Raw genomic sequence first — 24,021 nt, 5'->3', positions numbered from 1 at the left:
GGGCGGCCGGGGTTCGTCTGCCCCCACCGGGCGGCCACAGGTGCGGCGCGCGCGGGGGCCGCCGCGTGCCACTATCCGGGTATGACCGACCCTGCTGCCCATGACGCCTCCGGGCGCGCGTTCGAGACGCTGCTGTCCCTGTGCGCCGCCGACGCGCTGGGCGCCGCGACGGAATTCAAGTCCGAGGCGTCCATCCGCGCGCAGTACGGCGAGCGGATCGTCACGTACCAGCCGGGCAGCGTGTTCGGGTTCGCGCCGGGCGAGGCGACCGACGACAGTCAGATGGTGGCCGCGACCCTGCTGGGCTACCGCGCGGCCGGGCCGGATGCACCGGAGGACGCGCGTCACCTGGCGGTACTCTCGGCGCTGCGGGACTGGCTGGGGGCGGCGCCGCCGGACGTGGGCGGCCTGACCCGCCGGGCGCTACAGATCACGGCGCGGCAGCCGGAGCGGCTGGACGGGGGCGCGCTGGCGTGGCAGGAGAGCGGCCTGAACGGCGCCGGGAACGGCGGCCTGATGAGAATCGCGGCGCCGTTCCTGGCGGGGTTCCGGGGTGAGGCGCTGGCGCGCGAGTCGGCGGTGGTGACGGCGCTCACGCACGCCGATCCGCGCTGCGTGCACGCCTCAGTGTTCCTGACGGCGTTCATGGAGGCGCTGGCAGCCAGTCGTCTGGCAGCCAGTCGTTACGAGGCGGCGGCGGACGCGGCGCTGCGCGTCATGGAGCGGTTCGATGCGCGTCTGGCCCTGGTGGAGGCCGGGGTGCTGGGCGTGGACTCGCAGTCGGCGCACGCGGCGTTCCGTGAGCGGGACCGGGCGGCGCGCGGCGAGGTGCGCTCGCGGGTGCGGGCGGGACTGGCGGGGCACCTGACCTCGCAGAGCGGGTTCGTGCTGGACACCCTGGAGGCGGCCGTGGCGCACGCGCGCAGCGCGGACTGGCTGGCCTGCGTGGAACCGGCGGCGCTGCTGGGCGACGACAGCGACACGGTCGCGTGCGTGGTGGGCGCCCTGATCGGCGCGCGCGGCCTGCGCGTCCCGCCGGACCTGCGCCCCGCGCTGCGCCTGGGGCACTCCTGGCCCGGCTGGGAACGGGACTGGCCGTGCGTGGATCACCTGGGCGCCCTGCTGCCCTGACGTGCGGCGGTCCTGACGTGCGGCGGTCCTGTCGCCCGGCACCCCTGTTCAGGACCGGGGCGGGTGGTGTATACTTCCAGGGTTGCCCGCTACGCACACCCACCCCCGGTGGCAGACGTGGCGGAGGAGGCACCCATGCAGAAAGATATTCACCCGAAAGCCGTTCCTTGCAAGATCATCTACCAGGGCAAAGTCATCATGGAGACCCTGAGCACCAAACCCGAGATCCACGTGGATGTCTGGAGCGGCGTGCACCCCTTCTGGACCGGCGAGGAGCGCTTCCTCGACACCGAAGGCCGCGTTGACAAGTTCAACAAGCGCTTCGGCGACAGCTACCGCACCAAGAAGAAGTAAGGCCCCGTTCAGGCCTGCGCCCCCGGTCCACGTGGCCGGGGGCGCCTTGCTGCTCTGCATCATCGCTGCTCTCCCTCGTCAACCCCGGCACGCCTCCGCCCGGCGGGGTCCGGTGATGCTCTATGCTCGCGCGTGTGTTGAAGTCCCCTTACCACGGCGGTCACCTGGAGGTCATTGTCGGACCGATGTTCAGCGGCAAGAGCGAGGAACTGATCCGCCGCGTGACCCGCTCGGTGATCGCGCGGCAGAACGTGCAGGTGTTCAAACCCGCCCTGGACGACCGGTACCACGATTCCGCCGTGGCGAGTCACGCGGGCCGCAGTGTCAGCGCGGTCGCGGTGCGCGGCGCGGCCGAGATCCGCGCGCACCTGAGCGGCGAGGGCACCCTGCTCAGCGCGGGCGCGGCGGACCTGCCGGACGTGGTCGGGATCGACGAGGTGCAGTTTCTGGACCCGGCGCTGGTGCCGCTGGTGCTGGAACTTGCCGATGCGGGCGTGCGCGTGATCCTGGCCGGACTGGACCTGGATTTCCGCGCCGAGCCGTTCGGGTTCATGCCGGAACTGCTGGCCCGCGCGGAGACCGTGGAGAAACTCACGGCGATCTGCACGGTGTGCGGCGCGCCCGCCACGCGCTCGCAACGCCTGATCGGCGGGCAACCGGCCCGCTTTGACGATCCGGTGGTGCTGGTGGGCGCGCAGGAAAGTTACGAGGCGCGTTGCCGGGTGCATCACGTGGTCCGGCCGCCGTCCGGGGCCGCCTGACTTCGGGTAGACTGCCGGGGACCGCTTCATGTCGAAGGCTGTTGACCCTCCTTCTGTCCGTATGGCTGCTCCCCCGGTGAAGGCCGGGCGTGCGCGGCGCCGGTCACTGCGGTTCACGCGGCGCCGGTTCTGGCGGCACCGTGCCTGTACGATCTGTTCTGTGTCCGGGCCGACATGTGGGTCGGCCGGTGGTCCGAGTGGGCTGTTGCCCGGTTGTGTATGGGGTTCCCTTGCTGAAACTGTTCCGCCGCTCTGCTCCTGAAATCCTGCCTGAACCGGCGTCCTGGAATGCCGGGCAGCGCCGCATGTTCATGGCGCTGGTGTGGCTCTCGTGCCTGGCGTGCGCCGCCGCGCTGGCCGCGCAGGCGCCCCGCTTCGATCCGCTGGACGTGTGGGCGCTGCCGCTGCTGTCGCTGGTCATGCTGACCCTGCAACTGCTGCTGGGCGCGGGGCGCATCTCGTTGCAGGTGGCGGTGATGGGCGCGTTTGCCGGGGCGGCCACGTACGTGCTGCTGGCCCTGAACCATCAGTTTCAGGTGATGCCGCGCACGTCCTGGACGCTGATGGAGAACACGTACTGGTTCGCGGTGCTGTACGCGGCGGCGTTCCTGGTGTTCCCGCCCCGGCAGGCGCTGCGGCTGGCGGCGGCGCTGCTGGTGCTGTCCGCGTGCATCTGCGCGTACCACCTGACCTTCACGGTCTCTCCCCTGACCCGCACGCACCTGACCGGCGCGTCGGTGCAGTTCCTGCTGATGGGCGCGGTCATGACGGTCATGCAGACCACGCTGGGCACGCAGCGCATGCAACTGCTGGCCGCGCGGGCCGCCGCGTACACCGACACCCTGACCGGACTGGCCAACCGCCGCGCCGCCGAGGAACGCCTGAGCGACCTGACCCGCCAGGGTGAGACGTACACGCTGGTGCTGTTCGACCTGGATCACTTCAAGCGTGTGAACGACATGCACGGGCACGCCACGGGCGACCTGGTGCTGCGCGGCGTGGCGCAGGTGGCGCTGGGGCACCTGCCGCAGGGGGGGGTGGCGGCCCGCTGGGGTGGCGAGGAGTTCCTGCTGATCCTGCCCGAACAGCGTGACCGGCAGGTGCGTTCGCTGCTGGACGCCATGCGCCTGGAACTGCGGCACCAGCGGCACGGGAACGTGAGTGGCGTGACCGCCTGTTTCGGCGTGGCGACCGCGCACGCGGGCGAGGACCCGGAGCGGGTACTGGCGCGCGCCGACGCCGCCATGTACACCGTCAAGCAGCAGGGCCGGAACGACGTGCACCTGGCGGACCTGCGCCGCACGCAGATGGGCTGAGCGCCCCGCCGCCCCCGGCGCCCTGACCCCGGCGGGGGCGGCGGGGTGCGGTGTGGGGTTTTTTCATGCGCGCTGCACTATCATGGGCGGCATGGCGTATACCATTCTCGTCGCAGACGACGAACCGGCCATCCGGACCATGCTGGAGGTCATTCTGTCGGCGGACGGGCACGACATCGTGGCTGTTTCTGACGGCAAGACGGCGCTGGATTACCTGCGTGAACACACTCCGGACGCGATGCTGCTGGACGTGAAAATGCCGCACATGGACGGGTTCGAGATCTGCTCGCGCGTCAAGCGTATCAAGCGGCTGCGGGACACGCCGGTGCTGCTGCTCACGGGTTTCGACGACGATCAGACGCGTGACCACGCCAAACTGGTCGGCGCGGACGACATCGTGTACAAGCCGCTGTCGGGCAAGAACCTGCGTGGCCGCGTGAACCAGTTGATCGAGGCCCGCCGCCGTTGACCCTGCCTTCCTCCCGTTCGGGGTCCGGTGTCTGCCGGGCCCTGCAACGCTGTTCACGCCGCTCAGGGCCGCGCCCTGACGTGTTCCCGGTGACCTCATGATCTTCTTCCGCCGTTTCCTTACCTTCCTCACGTCGTTCGTGCTGGCCGCGCTGGTTGCCGGTGTGGGCGTGGCGGCCACGTACGGCCTGAAATGGACCCGTGAACTGCCGGACTACCGCGAACTGGACAACCTGACCCGCTCGCTGGGCGCCGAGACGAAGGTGTTCGCGCGGGACAACACGCCGCTGGGCACCCTGATTCCCCGCGTGGGCGATCAGGCGATCAGCCGCACCATCGTGAACCTGAACGAGATCAGTCCGTTCATGGTGGCGGCGCTCGTCAGTAACGAGGACCGCCGGTTCTTCGAGCATTACGGCCTGGACCCCTACGGCCTGGGACGGCAGTTCCAGCGGGCTGCGCGCGGCGACTCCGTGCAGGGGGGCAGCACCCTGACCAACCAGCTGATCAAGAACACCCTGCTGCTCGACGAGTACCAGCAGGCCCGCACGCCGGACCGCAAGTTCAAGGAATGGATGCTGAGCGTGCAGGTCGAGCGGTCCTTCACCAAGGAGGAGATCCTCCAGAACTACCTGAACGCCATCTACTGGGGGGACGGCGGGCCGGTCGAACTGTACGGCATCTACGCGGCGTCCCAGGCGTACTTCCGGACCACGCCGAAGAACCTGACGCTGGCGCAGAGCGCGTACCTGACCGTGCTGGTGCCCAGCGCCGGACGGTACTTCGACTACAAGGCGGCCCGCCCGCTGATGCGTGTCCTGCTGACCCGCATGGTCGAGGACCAGTGGATCACGCAGGCGCAGATGGACGCCGCCTGGAAGGAAAACCTGCAACCGCGCGGCTGGAAGGTCACGTACAACGCCGCCGGGGACATCACCAGCGCCAGGCTGGTGGACCGCACGCAGAAGGAACTGAAGGCCGTGACGACCGTGCGCGCCCCGCACTTCATGCGGCAGGTGGAGAACGAACTGGTGCGCCGTTTCGGCCGCGAGAAGGTGTACGGCTCGGGCGGTCTGCGCGTGTACACCACGCTGGACCCCAAGGTGCAGAACGCCGCAGAGACCGCCAGCCGCGAGGCGACCGGCCTGCCGCCCGGCGCGACCCTGGCCGCCACGATCCTCAACCCGTACACCGGCGAGGTGCTGGGCATGATCGGGCAGAAGTTGCAGGGCAGCGCCCCGCCCGCCGACTGGAACAACGCCGCGCAGGGCCAGCGGCAGATCGGTTCGACCATCAAACCGCTGCTGTACACCACGGCCCTGTCGACCGGGCTGGACCAGACGCACCGCGAGGAGGACCGGCCCATCACCTTCCCCTGCACCGGCTGCAAGGACGGCGTGTACGCCCCGCAGAACTTCGAGGGCGCCACCACGTACCGCGACATGACCATCCGCGAGGCGCTGGACCGCTCGCTGAACCTCGTGACGGTGCGACTGGCCGACCGGATCGGGCTACAGACCTTCTTCGGGAAGATCCGCGAACTGGGCGTCGCCCCGAACGACGGGACCGGACTGGCCGCCGCGCTGGGCGCCGTGGAAACCACACCGATCAAGATGGCGGCCGCGTACGCGCCCTTCGTGAACGGCGGCCTGTACCGCGCGCCCCGCTACCTGAACAAGGTCACGACCGCGCGCGGCGAGATCCTGTACGACGCCAGCAGCGAACCCGTGCGGCCCGCGCGCGTCTGGACGCCTCAGATCGCGTGGCTGGGCCTGGACATGATCCGGGGCGTCGTGAACGACATGAACGAAAGCCAGGGCGGCCTGGCCACCCGCGCCCGCTTCGGCGAGTGGCCGGTCGCCGGGAAGACCGGCACGAGTAACGGCCCCAAGGACTTCTGGTTCGTGGGCACCACCCCGCTGTACACCGGGTCCGTGTGGGTCGGCCGGCAGCAGGGCGGCGAGATGCCCATCAACTACTACTCGGGGTACGTGAGCGCCCCGATCTGGCGGCGCATGATGGAACTCGCGCACGCCGGGCAGCCCGTGCGGCAGTTCAGTGAACCGCCGGGCATTCAGTACGTGGACGCCCCGGACCCGCAGTTCCTGCCGGGCGTGAAGGTCGCCATGCTGGACCCCCAGTACCGGGACGCGGCGAACACAGACCTGCAGACCGACGCCCCCGCCCCGGTGCAGTACCGCGAGACGGGACTGGCGACCGGCAGCGACCCGCGCACCGTGATGGTCAGCCTGGACCGCGTCACCAACCGACTGGCGACCGAGTTCACGCCGCCCGAGAACATCGTGCAGCGCCGCATCGAGATCGAGGCGTTGCCCGCCTACGCGCCGGACCCCTCCCCCGCCCCGCTGAAGGACGAGCAGCCCGACCCGGCCGCACTGAAGGCCGCCAGGGCGCAGGGTGGCGCCCCAGCCAGCATTCCGGTCACCCCGGACGCCGCGCCCACCCCTGCCTCCGGGGCTGCGCAGCCCGCCACCCCCTGATACGGACTCCGCTTGAATGGGCTGCAAGGACCGCCGGGTCCGAGCAGAGCGAGCAGGAGCCGGGCGGGTTCCGGACGTGGAGTTGACAGATTGGTGGTGTTCCGATCTGTTCACGAAACAAACGGCAGTCCGTATGAAGCTGGCGTCACCGGTTCCCATGAAGGCCCGCTGCACGGTTCGCGGCGGGCCTTCTCATGCGGCCGTCACGCGCGGCGCCGTCCGGGCGCGGCATGATGACGGGCATGAACCGGATTCAAGTCACCTCGGCCCGGCCTGAACCGGTTTTGCCAGCGACCGGGCCGGAACCCGTGCTGCTCCCACCCACATCCGCCTGGACCCGGCAGTCCTTGCCGCCCATTCAATCGGAGTCCGCATGAGGCTGCGCCGCGCGCCGCTGATGTCGTTGCTGCTGGCGCTGGGCGTGTCGTCTGCGGACGCCCGCGTGCGCCTGGGCGAGGTGCTGCCCGCGCATCCGTGGCAGTCGGCGGCGCGTGAGGTGGTGGTCGTGTACAGCCATGACTGCGGCGACCTGGGGCCGCTGTGGCAGGCGGTGCTGGACAGCGGTCTGCCGGTGCGGGCCGTGAACGCCGAGGGCGTGACCTCGCCCGCGCCGGGTGGCCTGAGTGCGTGGCAGGGCGAGGCCGCCACCCGTTTCTCGCGTGACCTGAAGGTCAGTGCGTACCCGACGGTGCTGCTGGTGCAGGAGGGACGGATTCTGAACGCCTGGGAGGGCGACTTCAGCGGCACGCTGGAATAACCCGGCGGGCCTGACGCTGCGGCCGCCGGGACGCCCGCCCCCGTGCGGGTGGGCGCGGCCCGCTAGACTGCGCGCATGAGTGTATCGGCGAGCTCTCCGACCCTGATCCTGGCGTTCGCGGCGGGACTGGTGTCTTTCCTGAGCCCGTGCGTGCTGCCGCTGGTGCCCAGTTACCTGGGTGTGATCGGCGGGGCGCGCGCGCCACTGTCGCGGGCGCTGGGGTTCATCCTGGGCTTCGGGCTGGTGTTCATGGCGCTGGGCGCGACGGCCAGCAGCCTGGGCAGTCTGGTCTCGGCGCACAAGGCGGTGCTGGCGCAGGTGTCGGCGGTACTGATCGTCTTCTTCGGGCTGGTGATGCTGGACCTGATCCGCCTGCCGCTGCTGATGCGCGACACCCGCGCCCTGGCCGACGCCGGCGGGTACGGCCCGGTGGCGCTGGGCGCGGCGTTCGCGTTCGGGTGGTCGCCGTGCCTGGGTCCGGCGCTGGGCAGCATCCTGGGACTGGCGGCCAGCACGGCCAGCCTGGGCAGCGGCGTGGTGCTGCTGGCGGCGTACACGCTGGGGCTGGCCGTGCCGTTCCTGCTGGCCGCGCTGCTGTGGCACCGGCTGAACCTGCGCCGCCTGAACCGTTTCTCGGGCATCTTCGAGCGGGTGGGCGGCGGCCTGCTGGTGGTGGTGGGGATCATGATGCTGACCGGGCAGTTCACGCGGCTGGCGACGTTCTTCTATCAGGTGATGCCCGCCTGGATGCGCGTCTGACAGGGCTTGACCCCGCCCGGGTGGTCGCGGGGCCGGAGTTCGCGCTGCAACTGCGGGGCGTGTGGCTGCGGCTGGGCCGCGAGGTGATCCTGCGCGGCGTGACGCTGGACGTTCCGGCCGGGCAGGGCGTGACGCTGCTGGGCGAGAACGGCGCCGGGAAGACCACGCTGCTGCGGCTGTTCGGGGCGGGCCTGAAACCCACGCGCGGCGAGGGTCGCGTGCTGGGCTTCGACCTGCGCGACGGCCGTTCGGTGCGCGAGTGCGTGCACCTGATGCCGGTGGACGGCGGCCTGTACCCGGACCTGACCTGCGAGGAGAACCTGAATTTCGCGCTGACCATGCACGGCCAGACGGGTGACGTGGCGGCGGCCCTGCGGCGCGTGGACCTGCACGGGGCCGCCACGCGCCGCGCGCGGTTCCTGTCGGCGGGCATGCGCAAGCGGCTGGCCCTGACGCGCGCGCACCTGCTGGCGCGGCCGGTCACGCTGGTCGACGAGCCGTTCGCGAACCTAGACGACGCCGGGCGGCAGCTGGTGCTGAACCTGCTGGGCGAACTGCACGGCGCGGGCGGCACGCTGGTCGTCGCGGCGCACGAGCCGGAACTGGCGCGGCAGGTCGCACCCCGCGCGCTACGCCTGTCGGGCGGGGTGCTGGCCGAGGCTCCGGCGGTGGGCGCGTGAGCCGCGACGGGGGGCTGCGCACGGGGCTGCGGGTCGTGCGGGCGGTCGCGGCCAAGGACCTGCGCGTGGCGGGCCGCACCCGCGACACGCTGCTCGCCACGGCCTTCTTCGCCGGGCTGGTCCTGCTGGTTCTGGGGCTGGCGCTGAGCGGCACGGCCCGCAGTGACGCGCAGTCGGCGGCGCTGGCGGCCGGGTCCATCTGGACGGCGCTGGCACTGGCGGCCGCCGTGGGCGCGCAGCGGGCCTTCGCGCAGGAGCAGGAGGCGGGCGCGCTGGAGCAACTGCTGCTGTACCCCGGTCCGCACGGGGCGCTGTACTTGGGCAAACTGCTGGGCGTGCTGGGACCGCTGCTGCTGGTCGCGGCGTTCACGGTTCCGGCGGGACTGGTGCTGTTCAGCGCCGCCGAGACCGGGCGGAGCGTGCCCTGGGCCGGGCTGGTCCTGACGACCGTGCTGGGCGTGCTGGGCTTCGCGGCCGGAACGACCTTCTACGGCAGCGTGACCGTCAGCCTGCGCGCCCGCGAGGCGCTGCTGCCCGCCCTGGCCTTCCCGATCCTGGTGCCGGCCGTGATCGCCACCGTGAAGGCCACCACGCTGCTGCTCTCGGGCGTCTGGAACGCCGAGGTAAGTACGTGGCTGACCTTCCTGGCGGTGTTCGACGTGGCGACCATCATCCTGGCCACCCTGCTGTTCCCGTACGCCGCCGAGGGGTAAGGGCCGGGAGTCGCGGGCGGCGGAAGGTCAGTCGCGGGCGACGAGCACCACGGCGCACCCGTCGGAGTCGGCGGTGGTCTCGGTGGGCGTGTCGATGATGGCCTGAAGGTCGAAGTAGCCTTTCTTGTGGAACACGCTGCTGCGGTCCAGCGCGGCGGCGAGGCTCTCGCGGGCGACCATATAATTGTTGAAGACCTGCGTGCCGGCGCCCGCAGGGGTCGCACCGGTCTGGTCGGGCCGGTGGTCGGCGCCGTTGAAGGCGCCCGTGAACACGAAACTGCTCCCCACGCGGTACGGGCCGAAGGTCACGCCGTGGTGGTTGTACGCGCCGGGCGGGCCGTCACTGTAGGCCTGTCCGGGCGTGGCGGGATGCTGGGCGCGCAGTTCGCCGTTCAGCATCGCGTGGTACCCGCCCGGCCCACTCCCGAAACCGCCCGTGGGGGTGAATCCGGCGGCGGCCAGCGCGGCGTTCATGCGCGCGGTCGCCTGTTCGGGCGTGCGGGCGAAGCGGTCGATCAGGATCAGGTTGATGGGTTCGCGCAGCGTGCGGCCCCGGTACGGTTCGCCGTTCCACACGGCGCGCGTCAGGGGTGCGCCGGGGCTGCCGGTCAGCAGCCACAGGCCCAGGTCGCCCACGTCCGGCACGTCCCGGAACACGTCGCCGGGGCCGGGCTGGAAGGTCACGGTCTGCGGCGCGGCGGCCCCGCCCGGCCCAACCAGCAGGCAGGCTGCCAGCAGGCGGGCGGGCAGGCGGCGGGCATGGGCAGGGGCAGGCTGGGTCATGGGAAGTCCTCGGAGATAGAGCGCGGGCGGGGCGTGCCCTGTACGGTTCAGGATACTGCCGGTGGGTGCGGGGCGGGTGTGGGCGCGCGGGGACACTCGCACTTGCCCGCGTGGGCGCGTGGGCGCGATGCTGCGGGCATTCGGTTGGAATGCCCGGCGCGGTGACCGTCACGGTCCCGACTCACGTCCGGGGTTCAGAATGGGGAGCGACATGAAGAGAGACCTCACGACAACACTGCTGGGCGGCGCGACGGTGGTCACGCTGCTGATCGCGGTCGGACTGGGCCTGAGTGCGCCGCTGGACATCAATCAGGGGTCGCTGGTGCGGCTGATGTTCGTGCACGTGCCCAGCGCGTGGCTGAGTTACCTCGCGTACGGCGGCACGGGCCTGTTCGGGCTGCTGTACCTCCTGCAGCGTCAGCGCCGCTGGGACCGGCTGGCGATGGCCAGCGCCGAGATCGGGGTGCTGTTCACGGTGGTGACCATCGTGGGTGGGATGCTGTGGGCCAAACCGACCTGGGGCACGTACTGGGTGTGGGACGCGCGCCTGACGACCACCGCGCTGAGCATCGTGGTGTACGGCGGGTACCTGCTGATCCGCACGCTGATCGACGACCCGGAACGCCGGGCGCGGGTGTCGGCGGTGGTGGGCATCGTGGGGACGCTGTACGTGCCCGTGAACTACATGGCGGTCGAGTGGTGGCGCGGCGTGCACCAGACGCAGACGCTGAAACTGCTGGGCAAGATGCGCTTCGACGCGGCGCCCATCTACGGCTGGGTGCTGCTGGTGGCGGTCGTGGCCTTCACGTTCCTGTACCTGTACATGCTGCGGGTGCGTGGCACGCTGGCCGCCCGTGAGGAAGCCCGTGAGGAACGCGAACTGATGAACGAACTGGGCGCGGCGCAACCCCGCGCGGAGGTGGCCCGTGGATAAGTACACCGCGTACGTGGTGATCGTGTACGTCGTGACGTTCGTGCTGCTGGTCGGGTACCTCGCGTGGATCTGGCTGCGGCTGCGCGCCGTGCGGAACGAAGCGGCAGACGGAGCGCCGCAATGAGCGATCCCTCCTCTGTCCCGCCGCCCACCCCGCTGGGGCAGGCGCGGCGGCGGCGGCGCAGTCCGTGGCCCGCCGTGCTGGGCGTGACCGCGCTGGTGGGCCTGACGGGCTTCATCGCCTTCGGGAACCTGAACCGCTCGCTGGAGTACTTCGTGACGCCCACCGAGTACCAGCAGCAGCAGGCGCAGCTTCAGGGCCGCGCCATCCGCATCGGCGGGCTGGTCCGGGACGTGCAGTACGACCCGCAGTCCCTGAACCTCCGCTTTGTCGTCTCGGACGGCGGGGCCAGCTTCCCCGTGCAGTACCAGGGGGCCGTCAGCGACCTGTTCAAGGAGAATCAGGGCGTGGTCGTGCGCGGCGAGTTCCAGGGAGACACCTTCCACGCCTCGGACCTCGTGGTGAAGCACAGCGAGGAGTACAACGTGCCCAAAACGCAGGCGGAACTCAAGGACATGCTGAACACCACCGAGTGACCGCGCCCACCCCGTCCGTTCCTGGCCGCGCAGGGCCTGTCCCGTACCGGGCGGCCGCGCTGGCCCTGCACGGCCCACCGCACGGCCCACCACAGAGGTAACCCGTTGTGAATCTGCTGAACCTGATCTCGTTCTCCTCCAGTCCGCTGGGCGCCCTTGGGCAACTGAGCCTGCTGGGCGCACTGGCCTTCAGCGTGGCGGGGCTGCTGCTGTCGGTACTGGGCGGCCTGCGCGGCGACGCCCGCGTGACCGAGGCGGCCCGCCGCGCCACCTGGGCCGTGTTCGCGCTGCTGAGTCTGGGCACCCTGATCCTGATGACGGCGCTGCTGCGTGACGATTTCACGGTGCGGTTCGTGGCCGAGCATTCCATGCGGGCCTCCCCGACCTGGGTGAAGGTCACGGCGCTGTGGGGCGCGCTGGAGGGCAGCATCCTGCTGTGGGCGTGGCTGCTGGGCGGCTTCACGTTCATCCTGAGCCTCACGCTGCGCCGCGACGCGCTGCGGCCCTGGGCGCTGGGCGCGATGTTCGTGAGCCTGCTGTTCTTCGTGGGCGTGGTCGCCACGGTCGCCTCGCCGTTCACGCCGGTGGCGAGCGTGCCGCTGGACGGGCGCGGCCCGAACCCCGCCCTGCAGAACCACTGGATGATGGCGGTCCACCCGGTCCTGCTGTACCTGGGCTTCGTGGGCCTGAGCGTACCGTTCGCGTACGCGGTCGCGGCGCTCGTCACGGGGCGCCTGTCGGATCACTGGGTGGTCGTCACGCGCCGCTGGACGCTGATCGCCTGGGCGTTCCTGACCGCCGCCATCGTGGCCGGCGGCTGGTGGAGTTACGAGACGCTCGGCTGGGGCGGGTACTGGGCGTGGGACCCGGTCGAGAACGCCAGTTTCATTCCGTGGCTGCTGACCACCGCGTTCCTGCATTCCATCCAGATTCAGGAACGCCGGGGCCTGATGCGCTCGTGGAACGTGTGGCTGATCGTGCTGGCGTACTCCAGCACCGTGCTGGGCACCTTCCTGAACCGCAGCGGCATCGTGCAGAGCGTGCACGCCTTCGCGGGCGGGCCGGTCGGGCCGGTGTTCCTGGGCTTCCTGGCGTTCCTGCTGGTGTCGGGCACGCTGCTGGCCGCGTGGCGCGCCCCGGCCCTGCGCGACGAGGCGGACCCGCCCGCCCCGCTGAGCCGCGAGGGCGCGTTCCTGGCCGGGAACTGGCTGTTCCTGGTGTTCGCGGTGATGGTGCTGGTGGGCACGCTGTTCCCGACGTTCGTGGAGGCCGTGCAGGGCCGCCGGGACGCCAGCGTCGGCCCGGCCTTCTACAACGCCTTCGCCATTCCGCTGGGCCTGGGCCTGCTGGCCCTGATGGGCGTGGGACCGCTGCTGCCGTGGCGGCGCGCGGACGGCCAGAGCCTGTGGCGGGCGCTGCTGCCGCTGCTGGCGGGCGGCGTGGTCACGGCCGCCGTGGCGTTCGCGCTGGGCGTGCGGCACGCCGGGGTGCTGGGCACGCTGGCGCTGTCGGCGTTCAACGTGATCGGCCTGATCCTGCTGACCACCCGCGCCGCCCGGCAGGCCGGGGGTCTGGGCGCCGCGCTGGGCACGCAACCCCGCCGGTACGGTGCGTACGTGGCGCACCTGGGCCTGATCGTGATAGCGCTGGGACTGGCGTTCAGCGGCACGTACCGCCGGGACGCGCAGGTGACCCTGAACCTGAATGCCCCGCCCGTCACGTTGCTCGCCGAGCGCCTGCAACTGACCGGACTGGACGCCGTGACCCGCCCGGACGGCAGGTCCGTCGTGGCGCGCGTGCAGATCGACGGTCAGCCGTTCCAGGCGCGGCTGAACACGTACACGCAGGGCGGCGACACGCCCTTCCCGGCGCCCGCCGTGCGGTACGGCCCGCTGGGCGACACGTACCTCGTGATGACCAGCGTGGACCCGCAGGGTCAGTGGGCCAGCGTGCGCCTGATCGAGTCGCCGCTGGTGTCGTGGATCTGGTGGGGCACGCTGATCATCTGCGTGGGCGCGGCGTTCACGCTCGCCCCGCCCCGCCGGGCCGCCGTGCGGGCGCCGTCCGCGCTGGCCGCCGCGACCGACTGACCCGCCCTGATCGCCGGGCCCCTGCGCCTGCCCTGGCATTCCGTTCCCGCTTTCCTCTCCCCTGCCCTGGCGGGCCCTCGTCTGAACGCCCGTGACGGCCCGCCAGACCGAAAAGGACTTTCATGACCCACACTCCTCCTCCGGCCAAGCCTTCTGCCCCGCCTTCCGCCCCGCCCGCGTGGCGGCGCTTCCTGCCGCCGCTGATCGCGGCCGGGCTGGTCGCCGGGCTGGGCGCGGCGCTGCTGCAACCCGCCCGGAACGCCACGACCGGCGGCCCCCTGATCGGCAAACCCGCCCCGGCCTTCGCGCTGGAAAGCCTGGACGGCGTGAACGTCAGCCTGGACAGCCTGCGGGGACGGCCGGTGGTCGTGAACTTCTGGGCGTCCTGGTGCGGCCCGTGCCGTGAGGAAGCGCCGATGTTCCGGGAACTGAGCGCCCGGCAGGGCGGCGAGCAGGGACTGGCGGTCGTCGGCATCCTGTTTCAGGAGACGAACGAGCAGAGCGCGCGGGACTTTATCCGCGAGTACGCGCTGGCGTACCCGAACCTGAAAGACCCGCGCATCGATACCGGCGTGGAGTACGGCGTGAGCGGCATTCCGGAGACGGTGTTCATCGACCGTGACGGCGTGGTGCAGCACATGGACCGGGGCGGCCTGACGCGCGAACGCCTGAACGTCGGCCTGGAAAAGATCGGCGTGCCCCCGCTGTGACGGGCATGACGGCCCCGCCCCTGTTCCCGGCGCGCGGCGTGCTGGTCGTCCTGCTATGCCTGCTGACCCTGCTGACCGGGCGGGGCGCGGCGCAACAGACCGGCGCCCAGCAGACCGGGGCGCCGAGCCTGACGCCCGCGCAGGAGCAGCGCGCGGTCGCCATTCAGAAGAACCTGCGCTGCCCGCTGTGCGATACCGGCGAGTCCATCGCGGATTCCCGCAGTGACATCAGCGTGAAGATGCGCGAGTCCGTGCGCGAGCAGGTGGCCGCCGGACGCACCGACGGGGACATCTACGTGTTCTTCGCGCAGCGGTACGGGAATTTCGTGCTGCTCGACCCGCCCAGGACCGGCCGGAACCTGCTGCTGTGGGGCGCGCCGCTGCTGGCGCTGGCGCTGGGCGGCGTGTTCCTGTGGTCGTTCCTGCGCCGCGCGCCCGCCCCCGCTCCGGGCGCGGCGCCCGCACCGGACGAGGCCTTCGACCCGTTCCTGGAACAGGTGCGCCGCGAGACCCGCGCGCCCGGCGACCACCCCGGCGGAGGGAACGCGTGAGCGTCCTGAGTCTGATCCTGCTGATCCTGATCGCGGGGGCCGCGCTGTGGCTGGTGCTGGAACCCCTGCGGGCCGGGCAGCCCAGCGACCCGGACGCCCCGGAACGCGACCGCCTGAACGCCCAGCAGGCGCAGTTGTACGCCGAACTGGCCGCGCTGCCCGACGGTCCCGACGGTGAACGCCGCCGCCCGGACCTGGAACGCCGCGCCGCGCTGACCCTGCGCGCCCTGGACGCCCTGCCGCCCCGCCCGCGCCCCGCGCCGCGCACCCGCACCCTGGCGCTGGGCGCACTGGTCGCCGCCTTCGCCCTGACGGTGGTGGGGGCCGTGACGTTCGTGCCGCGCTGGCAACTGGCGTCCCTGCAACCGGCCGAGGCGGCGAACGTGCAGGCCACGCTGCGCCTGCCGGGCCTGAAAGCGCAGGCCGAGCGGACCGGCGCGGCCGCCGATTACCTCGCGTGGGGCAAGGCGGCGTTCGATTCCTCGACGTACGATCAGGCGGTCACGGCGTACGGGAACGCCCTGAAACTCGACCCCCGGCAACCCGAGGCGCTGCGGCGGCTGGGCATCCTGCTGCTCACGCGCGGCGAGCAGAGCGGGCAGACCCTGAGTGCCGAGGACGCCCAGCGGGCCGCGCTGCTGATCCGCACGGGCGCGCAACTCGCGCCGAACGAACCGGAATCGCAGCTGCTGCTGGGCTTCGCGCTGGCCCGCTTCGGGCAGGACGATCAGGCGCTGACGGCGCTGGAACGCTACCGCACCCTGGACCCCGGCGGGCGGGACGCCGACGACCTGATCACCGCCATCCGCGCCCGCCAGAACAGCAGCGACCCGGCCCTGCGCGTGTACGCCGCCAGTTGCGCCAGTTGCCACGGCCCCAGCGGCGGCGGGGGGATCGGCCCCAGCCTGCGCGACTCGGCCCTGACCCGCGAGGCCGCGCGGCAGGTCATCGTGCAGGGCAAGGGGGCCATGCCTGCCTTCCCGGACCTGAAGACGGACGACCTGAACGCCCTGCTGAACCTGCTGGAAAGGTGGCAGGACACCGGGAGCCGCTGAGCGTGCCGGGTGACAGGACTCCGGCCCGCCGCCTGACCCGCCGCGCGCTGCTGGAACGCTGGTGGCTGTTGCCGGTCGCCGGGACGGCCGGGGCGTTCGGGTACATGGGCTGGTACGCCACGCGCGTCACCACCGGGAAACGCACCGCCGGAACGCCTGACTTCCGGCCCGCGACCCCGCAGCGCGTGGCGGCCCTGAGCGACCTGAACGGCGAGTGGGCCGAGCAGACCTTCACGTATGCCGGGCGGCCCTGCACGGCGCTGCGCGTGCCGCAGGACGTGCCGGGCGCGCTGCCGGACGGCGGGTCGTTCCTGATCGCGTACTCGCGGGTCTGCACGCATCTGGGCTGCAACGTGAACCTGGTGCGCGACCCGGAGATCCTGGCCTTCGCGTTCAATTACCGCCCGCCGCGCGAGGAGCAGCACCCGCAACTGGGTTGCCGCTGCCACTACAGCGTGTTCGATCCGCTGCGCTCCGGCGAGGCGGTGTTCGGCAAGGCGCTGCTGCCGCTGCCGCGCGTGCAACTGGAGCGGCGCGGCGCGGACCTGTGGGCCACCGGGATCGAACCCGCCCCGGACTTCACGGGATGAACACCCAAGCCCCCCTGTCCTTCACCACCGGGGACGTGCAGGCCGCCAGCACCGTGCTCACGGCCACCGCCACGCAGTTGCAGGCGCGCGGGCGTACGCTCTGGCCGCCGGACAGGCTCACGCCGGAGCACCTGGAGCGGCACTACCCGCCCGGCGGGTGGCACGTCGCGTGGAATGCGCCCGGTCAGCCCGTCGGATGCTTCTGCCTGCTGACCAGCGACCCGCCCTTCTGGCCGCACGACCCGCCGGGCGAGGCGCTGTACCTGCACAAGCTGGCCGTGCACCCGTCCGCGCAGGGGCAGGGGCTGGCGCACACGCTGCTGCAAGAGGCGGCGCGCGTGACCGCCCTGGCCGGGCGTCCCTGGCTGAAACTCGATACCGACGCCTCGCGGCCCGCCCTGCACCACCTGTACGACTCGTTCGGGTTTGAACGCTGCGGGCAGCGCGACGTGTTCGGCCTGACCGTCATCCTGTACCGCCTGCCCGTCCGCGCACAGAGCGGCGGCCTCCAGTAACGGAGACCGCCGCCCGCTGCACATGGGTCGTTACTTGGGCTCGCTGGTGTCCCGGACGGCGTAACTGAACGGAACGCTCAGGCGTGAGGTGGCCTTGCCGTAATCGGACACGTCCACGGACAGGGTGCCGGTGACGGTGGTGCCGGGCGCGGGCGCGGCGGCGAGGTTCAGTTCCAGGCAGCCCTGCGCGGTGAAGGCGTTGTACAGCTGCGAGAAGTAGGCGTCGAGGTCACCGGCAGCGATGTTGCTGCGGAACAGCCCGCCGGTTTCGCTGGCGATGCGTTCCATCTCGGCGAAGTCGAGGCTGCCCGTGGCGTCCAGGCCGATGGCGTACACGGGCACACCTGCGGCCTTCGCAGCGGCGATGGCGTCGTTCGGCGAGTTGCTGCTGCTGTTGTCGATGCCGTCCGTGAGGGCCAGCACGATCGGGTTGCTGCGCCCGGCGCGGCTGGCAACCTTCACGGCGTCCACGACCGCGTCGTAGAAGTTGGTGCTGCCGCTGGCGTACGTGGCGTTGTCGATGGCGGTGTTCAGTGCCGTCTGATCCGCCGTCAGGTCCTGGTGCAGCACGCTGCCGATCATGCTGGCCGACGGCGTACTGCTGGCCTCGAAGGACAGCACGGCCGCCTGACTGGTGCCGGTCATGCGGGCCACGAAGGCCTTGGCGGCCGCGCGGCGTTTCTCTTCCGGGTCGGTGCTGCGCATGCTGCCGGTCGCGTCGAGAGTGACGGCGGCCGTCACGGTGTTCTGCACGCTGACCTGTCCGCACACGCTGACCGTGCCACTCACGCCGGCGGTACTGAACGTCACGGACGGGTTGCTGAGCGTGCCAGTCGCGGTCTGCGTGCCGCTCAGTGGCGTCACGCCGAACTGCACCTGCGTGGGGCTCAGGACGCGCGTGCCGTTCAGTTGCATGGTCGTGGCGGTGGGCGTGGTCGGGGCGGGCGTTCCGGCGGGGCCGCCGCACGAGGCCAGCAGCAGCGACAGGCCCAGCAGGCCGCCCAGGGAGCGGCGGCGCGGGCGGAGGGGCATGGGCAGCGGAACGTACCGGGACCGGGTGTGCTGGGGCATGATGGGTTCTCCTGTATGCGTGAGTGCAGGGGTGCAGGGGAGCGTCAGGTGTGGCCGACCAGTCGCGCGCCGCGCAGCAGCCGCTCCTGCGCGTCCCGGAGCAGATGCACGTGCGCGTTCAGCTGCCGGACGCCCGCGCTGACCAGTTCGAATTCGGCCGGGGTGGTCCAGCCGGGGCGGGGAATCAACTTCAGCAGTTCGTCCAGGTGCGGGGTGTCCGCCAGGGCGCGCAGGTCGCCGCGCAGGGTGTCGATCTCACGGATCAAGCGGCCCAGGTCGCGTTCCCTGTGACTCAGGGCGGCCGGGGCGGCCTGCGGTGCAGGGGTGCCGGGGGCGGGTGTGGGCGTGTGGGTGGCTGCATCCTTCATGCGGTGTCCTCCTGGGGGCCGGGGTGAGGGCGGGATGGGGGGCGGGTTCAGGCTGTTGACTCCCCCCCGGAAGCGGCTCTGAACCTCGCCTGAATTCATCTTCCTCAGGGACCGTGATCAGGCCGTGATCAGCGCCGCCCATTCCGTGACCGGCCCGCTCCATGACCGGCCCATCCCGGCCGCCTGTGTACGCGACCCGGCCCGGCCCGCCGCCACGCGCGGTAGATTGAATGGAATGCAATTACCGTTCATCGTGAGTGCCGGGGAAGCCCTGACTGACCTCGTGACCGCCGGAGGGAACGCCTGGCACGCCCATCCGGGCGGCGCGGCCTGGAACGTCGCGCGGGCCTGCGCGTCCCTGGGCGTGCCCAGCGCCTTTGCCGGGGCGGTCGGGCAGGACAACTTCGGGGACGACCTGATCCGCGCGTCCGTGGAGGCCGGGCTGGACATGCGCTTCATGCAGCGCCTGCCCGCCCCGACGCTGCTGGCCGTGGTGTACAGCGCCAACCCGCCCGCGTACCGCTTCCTGGGTGAGAACAGCGCCGACCTGCACTTCGACCCGACCCGCCTGCCCGCCGGGTGGCTGCGCGAGGCCCGCTGGCTGCACGTGGGCGGCATCAGCCTGGCGCGCTGGCCGCTGGCCGACACGCTGCTGGGCCTGATCGAGACGGCCCGCGCGGCCGGCGTGAAGATCAGCTTCGACCCGAACGCCCGCATCACGCACCGCCACCCGGACTACCCGAAGGTGTTCGAGGCGGTCGCCCGGCGCGCGGACCTGATGAAGTTCAGTGACGAGGACCTCGCGTTCTTCTTCCCCGGCGTCAGCGAAGCGGACGTGCTGCGCCGCCTGCGCGGCCTGAACGCCCAGGCGCCCATCATCGTCACACGCGGCGCGCAGGGCGCGACCCTGTACCACGCGGCCGGACAGGCGAACCTGCCCGCCGCGCCCGTGCAGGTCGTGGATACCGTGGGCGCCGGGGACGCCCTGTGCGCGGGCCTGCTGGTCAGCGCCGCCGAACGCCCCGACGCCCTGTGGAGCGAGCACCTGCGCGTCGGACTGGCCGCCGCCGCCGCCGCCTGCGCGTACGCCGGCGCGTACGCCCCCACGCGGGCCGACCTGAACCTGTAATACGGACTCGGATTGAATGGTCTTTGCAGCCCATTCAATCCGAGCGGAGCGAGTAGGAGTCGAAGCGGATTCCGGACGTGGAGTTAACAGAGCGGTGGTGTTCCGATCTGTTAACGAAATAAACGGAATCCGTATAAGGGTTGATGGTTGAAAGTCGATGGTCGATAGAGGGAAGGCCCGCTCTATCGACCATTGACTTTCGACGCCTGCCGGGCTGTTACAGCACGAGGTGGGCGTCGTCGTGTTCGGCCATCATGCGCAGGAAGGCGTCCACGTACTGCGGGTCGAACTGGCGGCTGGCCTGCATGCGGATCTCGTTCACGGCGCGTTCGCGGGTCCAGGCGGGCTTGTAGGGGCGGGCGTTGGTCAGGGCGTCGAACACGTCGATGATCGTGAACAGGCGGGCGGTGTCGGGAATGCTGGAGCCGCGCAGGCCGCTGGGGTAGCCGGTGCCGTCCCAGCGTTCGTGGTGGTAGCGCACGAGGTCCAGGGTCTCGGCCGGCAGGAAGTGCAGGTCCTGAAGCATGTCGTACCCGATGGTGGTGTGCGTCTGGATGACCCGGCGTTCGTCGGGGTCCAGGGGGCCGCGTTTGTGCAGCACGCCGTCCGGAATGGCGAGTTTGCCCAGGTCGTGCAGGTACGCGCCCCAGCGCAGCGCCTTGACCTGATCCTCGTCCCAGCCGAGTCGCCGCGCGAGGCGTACGCTCATGCTGACCACGCGGTTGGTGTGGCCGCCCGTGTCGTCGTCGCGGCGTTCCAGTGCGGCGCCCAGCGAGCGCAGCGTCAGGTCGTTCGCGTCGCGCAGGTCGCGGATGGCGTTCCACTGGCCCAGCTGCGCGCCCAGCAGGCGGGCGTACGCGGCGACGACGCTGGTTTCGTCCTCGTCGAAGGGGCTGCCGTCGTTGCGGGTCAGGATCAGCACGCCCAGGTGGGTGGAGGCGCGGCCGTACACCGGGGCGACGTGGTAACTCTGCCGCTGGGGTTTTTTCAGCAGCGCCAGAGCTTCCTCGGCCACCCAGTGGTCGGCCTGGACGCTGCGGCTGTCGTTGTCGCTGGGGTGGATGGGCCGTTCCAGGAACGCCTCGAAGGCGCCCTTGGCGGCCAGGATGTGCGGGGTGCCCTGGCGGTACGCGACGAACGCGAGGTTCGGGGCGACCTGCAACTTGTCCAGAATGCCGACCCCGGCGCGGATGATGGCGTCGGCGTCGCGGGCCTCGGCGAGGCGTTCGCTGCCGGCGCGCAGGGCGTTGATGGTGTTGCTCTGCCACGCGACCTGCCGCAGGCTGCCCTGCTCACGCAGGAGCATGAAGCCCAGGCCGCCGATCACGATCAGCGCGCCCAGCAGGTCCATGGGGTTGCCTTCATGGCCGGGCAGTGCCAGCGACACGATGAACCCGATGGGGTACGCCACCAGCGCCGACCAGCGCAGCGGGCCGCGCAGCGTGCCGGTCGCGGCAGCGATCAGGACCGCGCTGGCCGCCAGGAGACCCTGAAGGTCCGCGTAGGCGGCGTAGCCGAGAAGGGCGACGGCCAGAAGCAGGAGCAGGTAACTCCAGGGGGGCGTGCGGGACACGCTACGGAGTGTAGCACCTGCCTAAACTTTTGTTAAAGATTCTGTTCACGGCGCGTGAACACTCCACGTACACCCGTCAGGCCCACTCGCGGGGGATTCCAGGCCCCGCCCCCCGCCGGGACACTGCCCGGACACTGCCCGGAGCGGTGGGAACGCCGAGCTACACGGCATTCATACGGATTCCGTTTGTTTCGTCAACAGATCGGAACCCGCTTCGACTCCTCCTCGCATCCGCTCGGATTGAATGGTCTTTGCAGGCCGTTCAATCGGAGTCCGTATAACTGACCTTCATCCGGCGCCCGCCGGTGTGGCGTGAGGGCCGACCGGGCGTCAGGGTGTGCCGGGCATCGCGATCATGCGGTTGCGTTCGTCCACGAGTACCACGTTCGGTTCCAGCGTGCGGGCCTCCTGGTCGCTGTAGTTGCCGTACGCGGCGATGATGACCATGTCGCCGGGTTTCATCAGGTGCGCGGCGGCCCCGTTGATGCCGATCACGCCGCTGCCACGCGGGCCGCTGAGGGCGTAGGTGCTGAGGCGGTTGCCGTTGGTGATGTTGTAGATGTCCACCCGCTCGTTCACGAGGATGTCGGCGGCGTCCAGCAGGTCCTGGTCGATGGTGACACTGCCGACGTAGTCGAGGTCCGCCTGGGTGACGGTCGCGCGGTGAATCTTGGCCCTGAACATGATGCGTTCCACGAGCGGGCATTGTACCCGCCCGGCCCGGCCGCACTGGAAGGGACGTTACGGGACGCAGGCTTTCTGGTCAGCTGCCGGGCAGCGTGCCGTCCACGAAGACGGTCTTCTGGTCGGTGTAGTGAACCTGCCCGGCGGGCGCGCCGCGCGGTTTCCAGACGTACTTGATGCGGGTGTAGTCGACCGGGACGTTGCTGCTGCCGCGCGCCTTGCTGTTGGCGGCGGCCAGCCGGGCGGCGAACAGGATGTCCGGCAGGTCCAGCTCGCGCGCGCCGCTGCGGACCAGCACGTGACTGCCGGGGTAGCCCTGCGCGTGGAACCACCAGTCCATGCTGCGGCCGATGCGGTGGGTCAGGGTGGCGTTCTCCTTGTTGTTGCGGCCCACGATGGCTTCCAGGCCCGAGGGGGTCACGAAGCGGGTGCCGTAGGTGCTCTTCTCGGGTTTCTCGCTCTGCACCTGCGCGGCCAGCGCACTCAGCTGTTCCAGCGGGGCGAGGTCCAGGTCGCGCACGCGGGCCTCGGCCTCGGTCAGTTCGGCGCGCAGGGGGCCTTCGCGTTCGGCGAGGCGCAGGTACACGTCCTCGCGGCGGCGGGCACGGGCATAGCGTTTCTCGGCGTTCTGCACGGCACTCAGGTTGGGTTCCAGCGCGACCGGGCGCTCGCCGCTGCCGTCGAAGGCGCTCAGCAGGACGCTGCTGGCGCCGGGCGGAACGGTGTGCGCGTAGGCCATCAGCAGGTCGGCTTCCTCGCGGTCCTGCGCGGCGTCGGTCAGGCCAGCCTCGGCACGGGTCACGTCGGCCAGCTGGTTGCGCAGCAGGGTCACGCGTTTCTCCAGCGGTTCGCGCAGCGCCCGGCGGAGGGTGGCGGCCTTCTCGCTGCGGGCGGCCTCGCGCGCGCCGCCTTCCATGATGCCCTCGCTGACAGTCGGGTCCAGCGTGACGGCCTGCACGGCCGCCAGCGCCTCGGGCCAGCGTTCGCCGGGCGGCTGGTCGGGGCTCAGGTCGGCGCGGCGGGCCAGTTCGGCGCTCAGCAGCGGCCCCAGTCCGTCCAGCCGCTCGCGCCAGCGGCCGATGGGCAGCGCGGCCAGTTCGCGCGCCTGATCGGCACTCAGGGTGCGCGGGTCGAGCTTCTCGTACGGTGGGGGCGGCGTGTACGGCCCGCCCGTGCGGATGGTCCGGAAGCGGTTGCGGCTGCCCGTGATCTCCCGCGCGGCCATGACCACCCGGCCCGAGAAGCCCTCTCCGGCATCCAGGACCAGCAGGTTGGCGTTGCGGCCCGTAACCTCGAACAGCAGTCGGGTGGGCGCCTGATCCACGAATCCCGTCTCGCCGGAAAAGTGCAGCGCGATCACCCGGTCGAGTTTCAGTTGCTCGGCGGCCAGCAGGTCGCCCCGCACGCGGTTCGCCAGGAACCGCTGGAAGGGACTGCGCGGGTCACCCCGCAGACGCTCGCGGGACAGGAACACCACGGGTTGCGGCGGCCGGTACGACAGCACCAGATTGGTGCGGCTCAGGCCCGCGCCTTCCAGCAGCAGCGCGGCCGTCGTCTCGTCCGGGAACACCCAGCCGAGGGTGCGCAGGGGCAGCTGCGGACTCAGGTCACGCAGCACCCGCGCCAGCATCAGCCCTTCCATGCGGGGCCTCGGGGGGGGCAGAGGGGTGGGAACGTCATCCGGGCATGCTACCGCTCCGGGCGCTGCGGGCGCGTGCGTGAAATGGCGCAGGCGGGAGGGAACACTTCATGGTTCCTGGCCGGAGGGCTGGGCCTCTCCCCTGCCAACCCGGCCAGGACAGCAGCGGGCGGCGCGGCCCCCCGTTTGGAGAACCGCGCCGCCCGCTGGTCATACGGACTGCCGTTTGTTTCATTGACAATCCGGAACTTCACCGGATTGCCAACTCCACGCCCGGCAGCCCGCTTCGGCT

General features: G+C 71.1%; 26 protein-coding genes. 20 read left to right on the top strand and 6 right to left on the bottom strand.

Translation table 11 applies throughout. The annotated features are described in order from the left end of the window. Nucleotides 1-81: 81 nt before the first annotated feature. The 10 genes from IEY70_RS04220 (at nucleotide 82) to IEY70_RS04175 (ending at nucleotide 9,440) form a co-directional block, all read left to right on the top strand. Nucleotides 82-1,131, top strand: coding sequence for an ADP-ribosylglycohydrolase family protein (locus tag IEY70_RS04220; protein ID WP_189063742.1), 1,050 nt, complete (start codon nucleotides 82-84; stop codon nucleotides 1,129-1,131). A 135-nt stretch (nucleotides 1,132-1,266) separates the two neighbouring features. Further along, entirely contained in the window at nucleotides 1,267-1,485 is a 219-nt protein-coding gene (rpmE, locus tag IEY70_RS04215) for a 50S ribosomal protein L31 (protein WP_189063741.1), read from the top strand. A 134-nt stretch (nucleotides 1,486-1,619) separates the two neighbouring features. Next, a complete protein-coding gene (locus IEY70_RS04210; RefSeq protein ID WP_189063740.1) occupies nucleotides 1,620-2,246 on the top strand; it encodes a thymidine kinase in 627 nt (208 codons plus the stop codon). Nucleotides 2,247-2,476: 230 nt separating this feature from the next. After that, complete coding sequence (locus tag IEY70_RS04205) at nucleotides 2,477-3,562, top strand: GGDEF domain-containing protein (RefSeq protein WP_229777613.1); 1,086 nt, start codon at nucleotides 2,477-2,479, stop codon at nucleotides 3,560-3,562. Between the two features lie 82 nt (nucleotides 3,563-3,644). Then, nucleotides 3,645-4,031 (top strand): response regulator, encoded by a 387-nt coding sequence (locus IEY70_RS04200; protein WP_189063739.1) that lies wholly within the window; start codon nucleotides 3,645-3,647, stop codon nucleotides 4,029-4,031. 97 nt (nucleotides 4,032-4,128) lie between these two features. Continuing rightward, complete coding sequence (locus IEY70_RS04195) at nucleotides 4,129-6,531, top strand: transglycosylase domain-containing protein (protein ID WP_189063738.1); 2,403 nt, start codon at nucleotides 4,129-4,131, stop codon at nucleotides 6,529-6,531. Between the two features lie 373 nt (nucleotides 6,532-6,904). Next, nucleotides 6,905-7,288 carry a penicillin-binding protein gene (locus tag IEY70_RS04190; protein ID WP_189063737.1) on the top strand — a complete coding sequence of 128 codons (384 nt, stop codon included), beginning with the start codon at nucleotides 6,905-6,907 and terminating at the stop codon, nucleotides 7,286-7,288. A gap of 75 nt (nucleotides 7,289-7,363) precedes the next feature. Continuing rightward, on the top strand, nucleotides 7,364-8,047 hold the full coding sequence (locus IEY70_RS04185; RefSeq protein ID WP_189063736.1) for a cytochrome c biogenesis CcdA family protein: 684 nt from the start codon (nucleotides 7,364-7,366) through the stop codon (nucleotides 8,045-8,047). Between the two features lie 20 nt (nucleotides 8,048-8,067). After that, nucleotides 8,068-8,727: an ABC transporter ATP-binding protein gene (locus IEY70_RS04180; RefSeq protein WP_189063735.1), complete on the top strand. Its 660-nt coding sequence runs from the start codon at nucleotides 8,068-8,070 to the stop codon at nucleotides 8,725-8,727. Then, nucleotides 8,724-9,440 carry a heme exporter protein CcmB gene (locus tag IEY70_RS04175; RefSeq protein WP_229777612.1) on the top strand — a complete coding sequence of 239 codons (717 nt, stop codon included), beginning with the start codon at nucleotides 8,724-8,726 and terminating at the stop codon, nucleotides 9,438-9,440. The genes IEY70_RS04180 and IEY70_RS04175 overlap by 4 nt, the downstream gene beginning before the upstream one ends. A gap of 27 nt (nucleotides 9,441-9,467) precedes the next feature. Here the strand turns inward: IEY70_RS04175 and IEY70_RS04170 are convergent, their stop codons facing one another. Beyond that, nucleotides 9,468-10,223, bottom strand: coding sequence for a hypothetical protein (locus IEY70_RS04170; RefSeq protein ID WP_189063734.1), 756 nt, complete (start codon nucleotides 10,221-10,223; stop codon nucleotides 9,468-9,470). Between the two features lie 211 nt (nucleotides 10,224-10,434). On the opposite strand from IEY70_RS04170, the gene ccsA reads away from it, so the two are divergent. The 9 genes from ccsA to IEY70_RS04125 all read left to right on the top strand — a co-directional run bounded on the left by ccsA (nucleotide 10,435) and on the right by IEY70_RS04125 (nucleotide 17,265). Further along, entirely contained in the window at nucleotides 10,435-11,157 is a 723-nt protein-coding gene (gene ccsA, locus IEY70_RS04165) for a cytochrome c biogenesis protein CcsA (protein ID WP_189063733.1), read from the top strand. After that, complete coding sequence (gene ccmD / locus IEY70_RS04160) at nucleotides 11,150-11,281, top strand: heme exporter protein CcmD (RefSeq protein WP_189063732.1); 132 nt, start codon at nucleotides 11,150-11,152, stop codon at nucleotides 11,279-11,281. Before ccsA ends, ccmD begins: the two co-directional genes overlap by 8 nt. Continuing rightward, nucleotides 11,278-11,754 carry a cytochrome c maturation protein CcmE gene (ccmE, locus tag IEY70_RS04155; RefSeq protein ID WP_189063731.1) on the top strand — a complete coding sequence of 159 codons (477 nt, stop codon included), beginning with the start codon at nucleotides 11,278-11,280 and terminating at the stop codon, nucleotides 11,752-11,754. Before ccmD ends, ccmE begins: the two co-directional genes overlap by 4 nt. Before the next feature lie 113 nt (nucleotides 11,755-11,867). Further along, on the top strand, nucleotides 11,868-13,844 hold the full coding sequence (locus tag IEY70_RS04150; RefSeq protein WP_189063779.1) for a heme lyase CcmF/NrfE family subunit: 1,977 nt from the start codon (nucleotides 11,868-11,870) through the stop codon (nucleotides 13,842-13,844). A 122-nt stretch (nucleotides 13,845-13,966) separates the two neighbouring features. Further along, entirely contained in the window at nucleotides 13,967-14,554 is a 588-nt protein-coding gene (locus IEY70_RS04145) for a TlpA family protein disulfide reductase (RefSeq protein ID WP_189063730.1), read from the top strand. Between the two features lie 5 nt (nucleotides 14,555-14,559). Further along, nucleotides 14,560-15,105: a cytochrome c-type biogenesis protein gene (locus tag IEY70_RS04140; RefSeq protein ID WP_189063729.1), complete on the top strand. Its 546-nt coding sequence runs from the start codon at nucleotides 14,560-14,562 to the stop codon at nucleotides 15,103-15,105. Next, entirely contained in the window at nucleotides 15,102-16,160 is a 1,059-nt protein-coding gene (locus tag IEY70_RS04135) for a c-type cytochrome (protein ID WP_229777611.1), read from the top strand. The genes IEY70_RS04140 and IEY70_RS04135 overlap by 4 nt, the downstream gene beginning before the upstream one ends. Then, entirely contained in the window at nucleotides 16,136-16,750 is a 615-nt protein-coding gene (locus IEY70_RS04130) for a QcrA and Rieske domain-containing protein (RefSeq protein ID WP_229777610.1), read from the top strand. The genes IEY70_RS04135 and IEY70_RS04130 overlap by 25 nt, the downstream gene beginning before the upstream one ends. Next, entirely contained in the window at nucleotides 16,747-17,265 is a 519-nt protein-coding gene (locus IEY70_RS04125; RefSeq protein WP_189063728.1) for a GNAT family N-acetyltransferase, read from the top strand. The genes IEY70_RS04130 and IEY70_RS04125 overlap by 4 nt, the downstream gene beginning before the upstream one ends. 30 nt (nucleotides 17,266-17,295) lie before the next feature. Here the strand turns inward: IEY70_RS04125 and IEY70_RS04120 are convergent, their stop codons facing one another. After that, nucleotides 17,296-18,336 (bottom strand): vWA domain-containing protein, encoded by a 1,041-nt coding sequence (locus IEY70_RS04120; RefSeq protein WP_189063727.1) that lies wholly within the window; start codon nucleotides 18,334-18,336, stop codon nucleotides 17,296-17,298. A 44-nt stretch (nucleotides 18,337-18,380) separates the two neighbouring features. After that, on the bottom strand, nucleotides 18,381-18,704 hold the full coding sequence (locus IEY70_RS04115; RefSeq protein ID WP_189063726.1) for a hypothetical protein: 324 nt from the start codon (nucleotides 18,702-18,704) through the stop codon (nucleotides 18,381-18,383). Nucleotides 18,705-18,939: 235 nt separating this feature from the next. Here IEY70_RS04115 and IEY70_RS04110 point away from each other — a divergent pair, with 235 nt between their 5' ends. After that, nucleotides 18,940-19,833, top strand: coding sequence for a carbohydrate kinase family protein (locus IEY70_RS04110; protein ID WP_189063725.1), 894 nt, complete (start codon nucleotides 18,940-18,942; stop codon nucleotides 19,831-19,833). Between the two features lie 217 nt (nucleotides 19,834-20,050). Here IEY70_RS04110 and IEY70_RS04105 read toward each other — a convergent pair whose 3' ends face one another. The 3 genes from IEY70_RS04105 to IEY70_RS04095 all read right to left on the bottom strand — a co-directional run bounded on the left by IEY70_RS04105 (nucleotide 20,051) and on the right by IEY70_RS04095 (nucleotide 23,732). Continuing rightward, entirely contained in the window at nucleotides 20,051-21,406 is a 1,356-nt protein-coding gene (locus IEY70_RS04105) for an HD-GYP domain-containing protein (RefSeq protein ID WP_229777609.1), read from the bottom strand. A gap of 330 nt (nucleotides 21,407-21,736) precedes the next feature. Beyond that, the gene (gene panD, locus IEY70_RS04100; protein ID WP_189063724.1) at nucleotides 21,737-22,102 is read right to left on the bottom strand and encodes an aspartate 1-decarboxylase; all 366 of its coding nucleotides are present in this window, start codon (nucleotides 22,100-22,102) and stop codon (nucleotides 21,737-21,739) included. Nucleotides 22,103-22,169: 67 nt separating this feature from the next. Next, a complete protein-coding gene (locus IEY70_RS04095; protein ID WP_189063723.1) occupies nucleotides 22,170-23,732 on the bottom strand; it encodes an Rqc2 family fibronectin-binding protein in 1,563 nt (520 codons plus the stop codon). Nucleotides 23,733-24,021: the final 289 nt, after the last annotated feature.

The organism is Deinococcus seoulensis, from assembly GCF_014648115.1.
In the GTDB taxonomy this organism is placed as follows: domain Bacteria; phylum Deinococcota; class Deinococci; order Deinococcales; family Deinococcaceae; genus Deinococcus; species Deinococcus seoulensis.
This window is presented reverse-complemented; position numbering and strand designations above follow the sequence as displayed.

Coding starts and splice junctions, on each gene's coding strand:
- IEY70_RS04195 (WP_189063738.1), top strand. CDS start 4,129: ATGATCTTCTTCCGCCGTTTCCTTACCTTCCTCACGTCGTTCGTGCTG.
- IEY70_RS04125 (WP_189063728.1), top strand. CDS start 16,747: ATGAACACCCAAGCCCCCCTGTCCTTCACCACCGGGGACGTGCAGGCC.
- IEY70_RS04145 (WP_189063730.1), top strand. CDS start 13,967: ATGACCCACACTCCTCCTCCGGCCAAGCCTTCTGCCCCGCCTTCCGCC.
- IEY70_RS04200 (WP_189063739.1), top strand. CDS start 3,645: ATGGGCGGCATGGCGTATACCATTCTCGTCGCAGACGACGAACCGGCC.
- IEY70_RS04220 (WP_189063742.1), top strand. CDS start 82: ATGACCGACCCTGCTGCCCATGACGCCTCCGGGCGCGCGTTCGAGACG.
- rpmE (WP_189063741.1), top strand. CDS start 1,267: ATGCAGAAAGATATTCACCCGAAAGCCGTTCCTTGCAAGATCATCTAC.
- IEY70_RS04170 (WP_189063734.1), bottom strand. CDS start 10,223: ATGACCCAGCCTGCCCCTGCCCATGCCCGCCGCCTGCCCGCCCGCCTG.
- IEY70_RS04190 (WP_189063737.1), top strand. CDS start 6,905: ATGAGGCTGCGCCGCGCGCCGCTGATGTCGTTGCTGCTGGCGCTGGGC.
- IEY70_RS04185 (WP_189063736.1), top strand. CDS start 7,364: ATGAGTGTATCGGCGAGCTCTCCGACCCTGATCCTGGCGTTCGCGGCG.
- IEY70_RS04140 (WP_189063729.1), top strand. CDS start 14,560: ATGACGGCCCCGCCCCTGTTCCCGGCGCGCGGCGTGCTGGTCGTCCTG.
- ccmE (WP_189063731.1), top strand. CDS start 11,278: ATGAGCGATCCCTCCTCTGTCCCGCCGCCCACCCCGCTGGGGCAGGCG.
- IEY70_RS04110 (WP_189063725.1), top strand. CDS start 18,940: ATGCAATTACCGTTCATCGTGAGTGCCGGGGAAGCCCTGACTGACCTC.
- ccsA (WP_189063733.1), top strand. CDS start 10,435: ATGAAGAGAGACCTCACGACAACACTGCTGGGCGGCGCGACGGTGGTC.
- IEY70_RS04115 (WP_189063726.1), bottom strand. CDS start 18,704: ATGAAGGATGCAGCCACCCACACGCCCACACCCGCCCCCGGCACCCCT.
- IEY70_RS04095 (WP_189063723.1), bottom strand. CDS start 23,732: ATGGAAGGGCTGATGCTGGCGCGGGTGCTGCGTGACCTGAGTCCGCAG.
- IEY70_RS04120 (WP_189063727.1), bottom strand. CDS start 18,336: ATGCCCCAGCACACCCGGTCCCGGTACGTTCCGCTGCCCATGCCCCTC.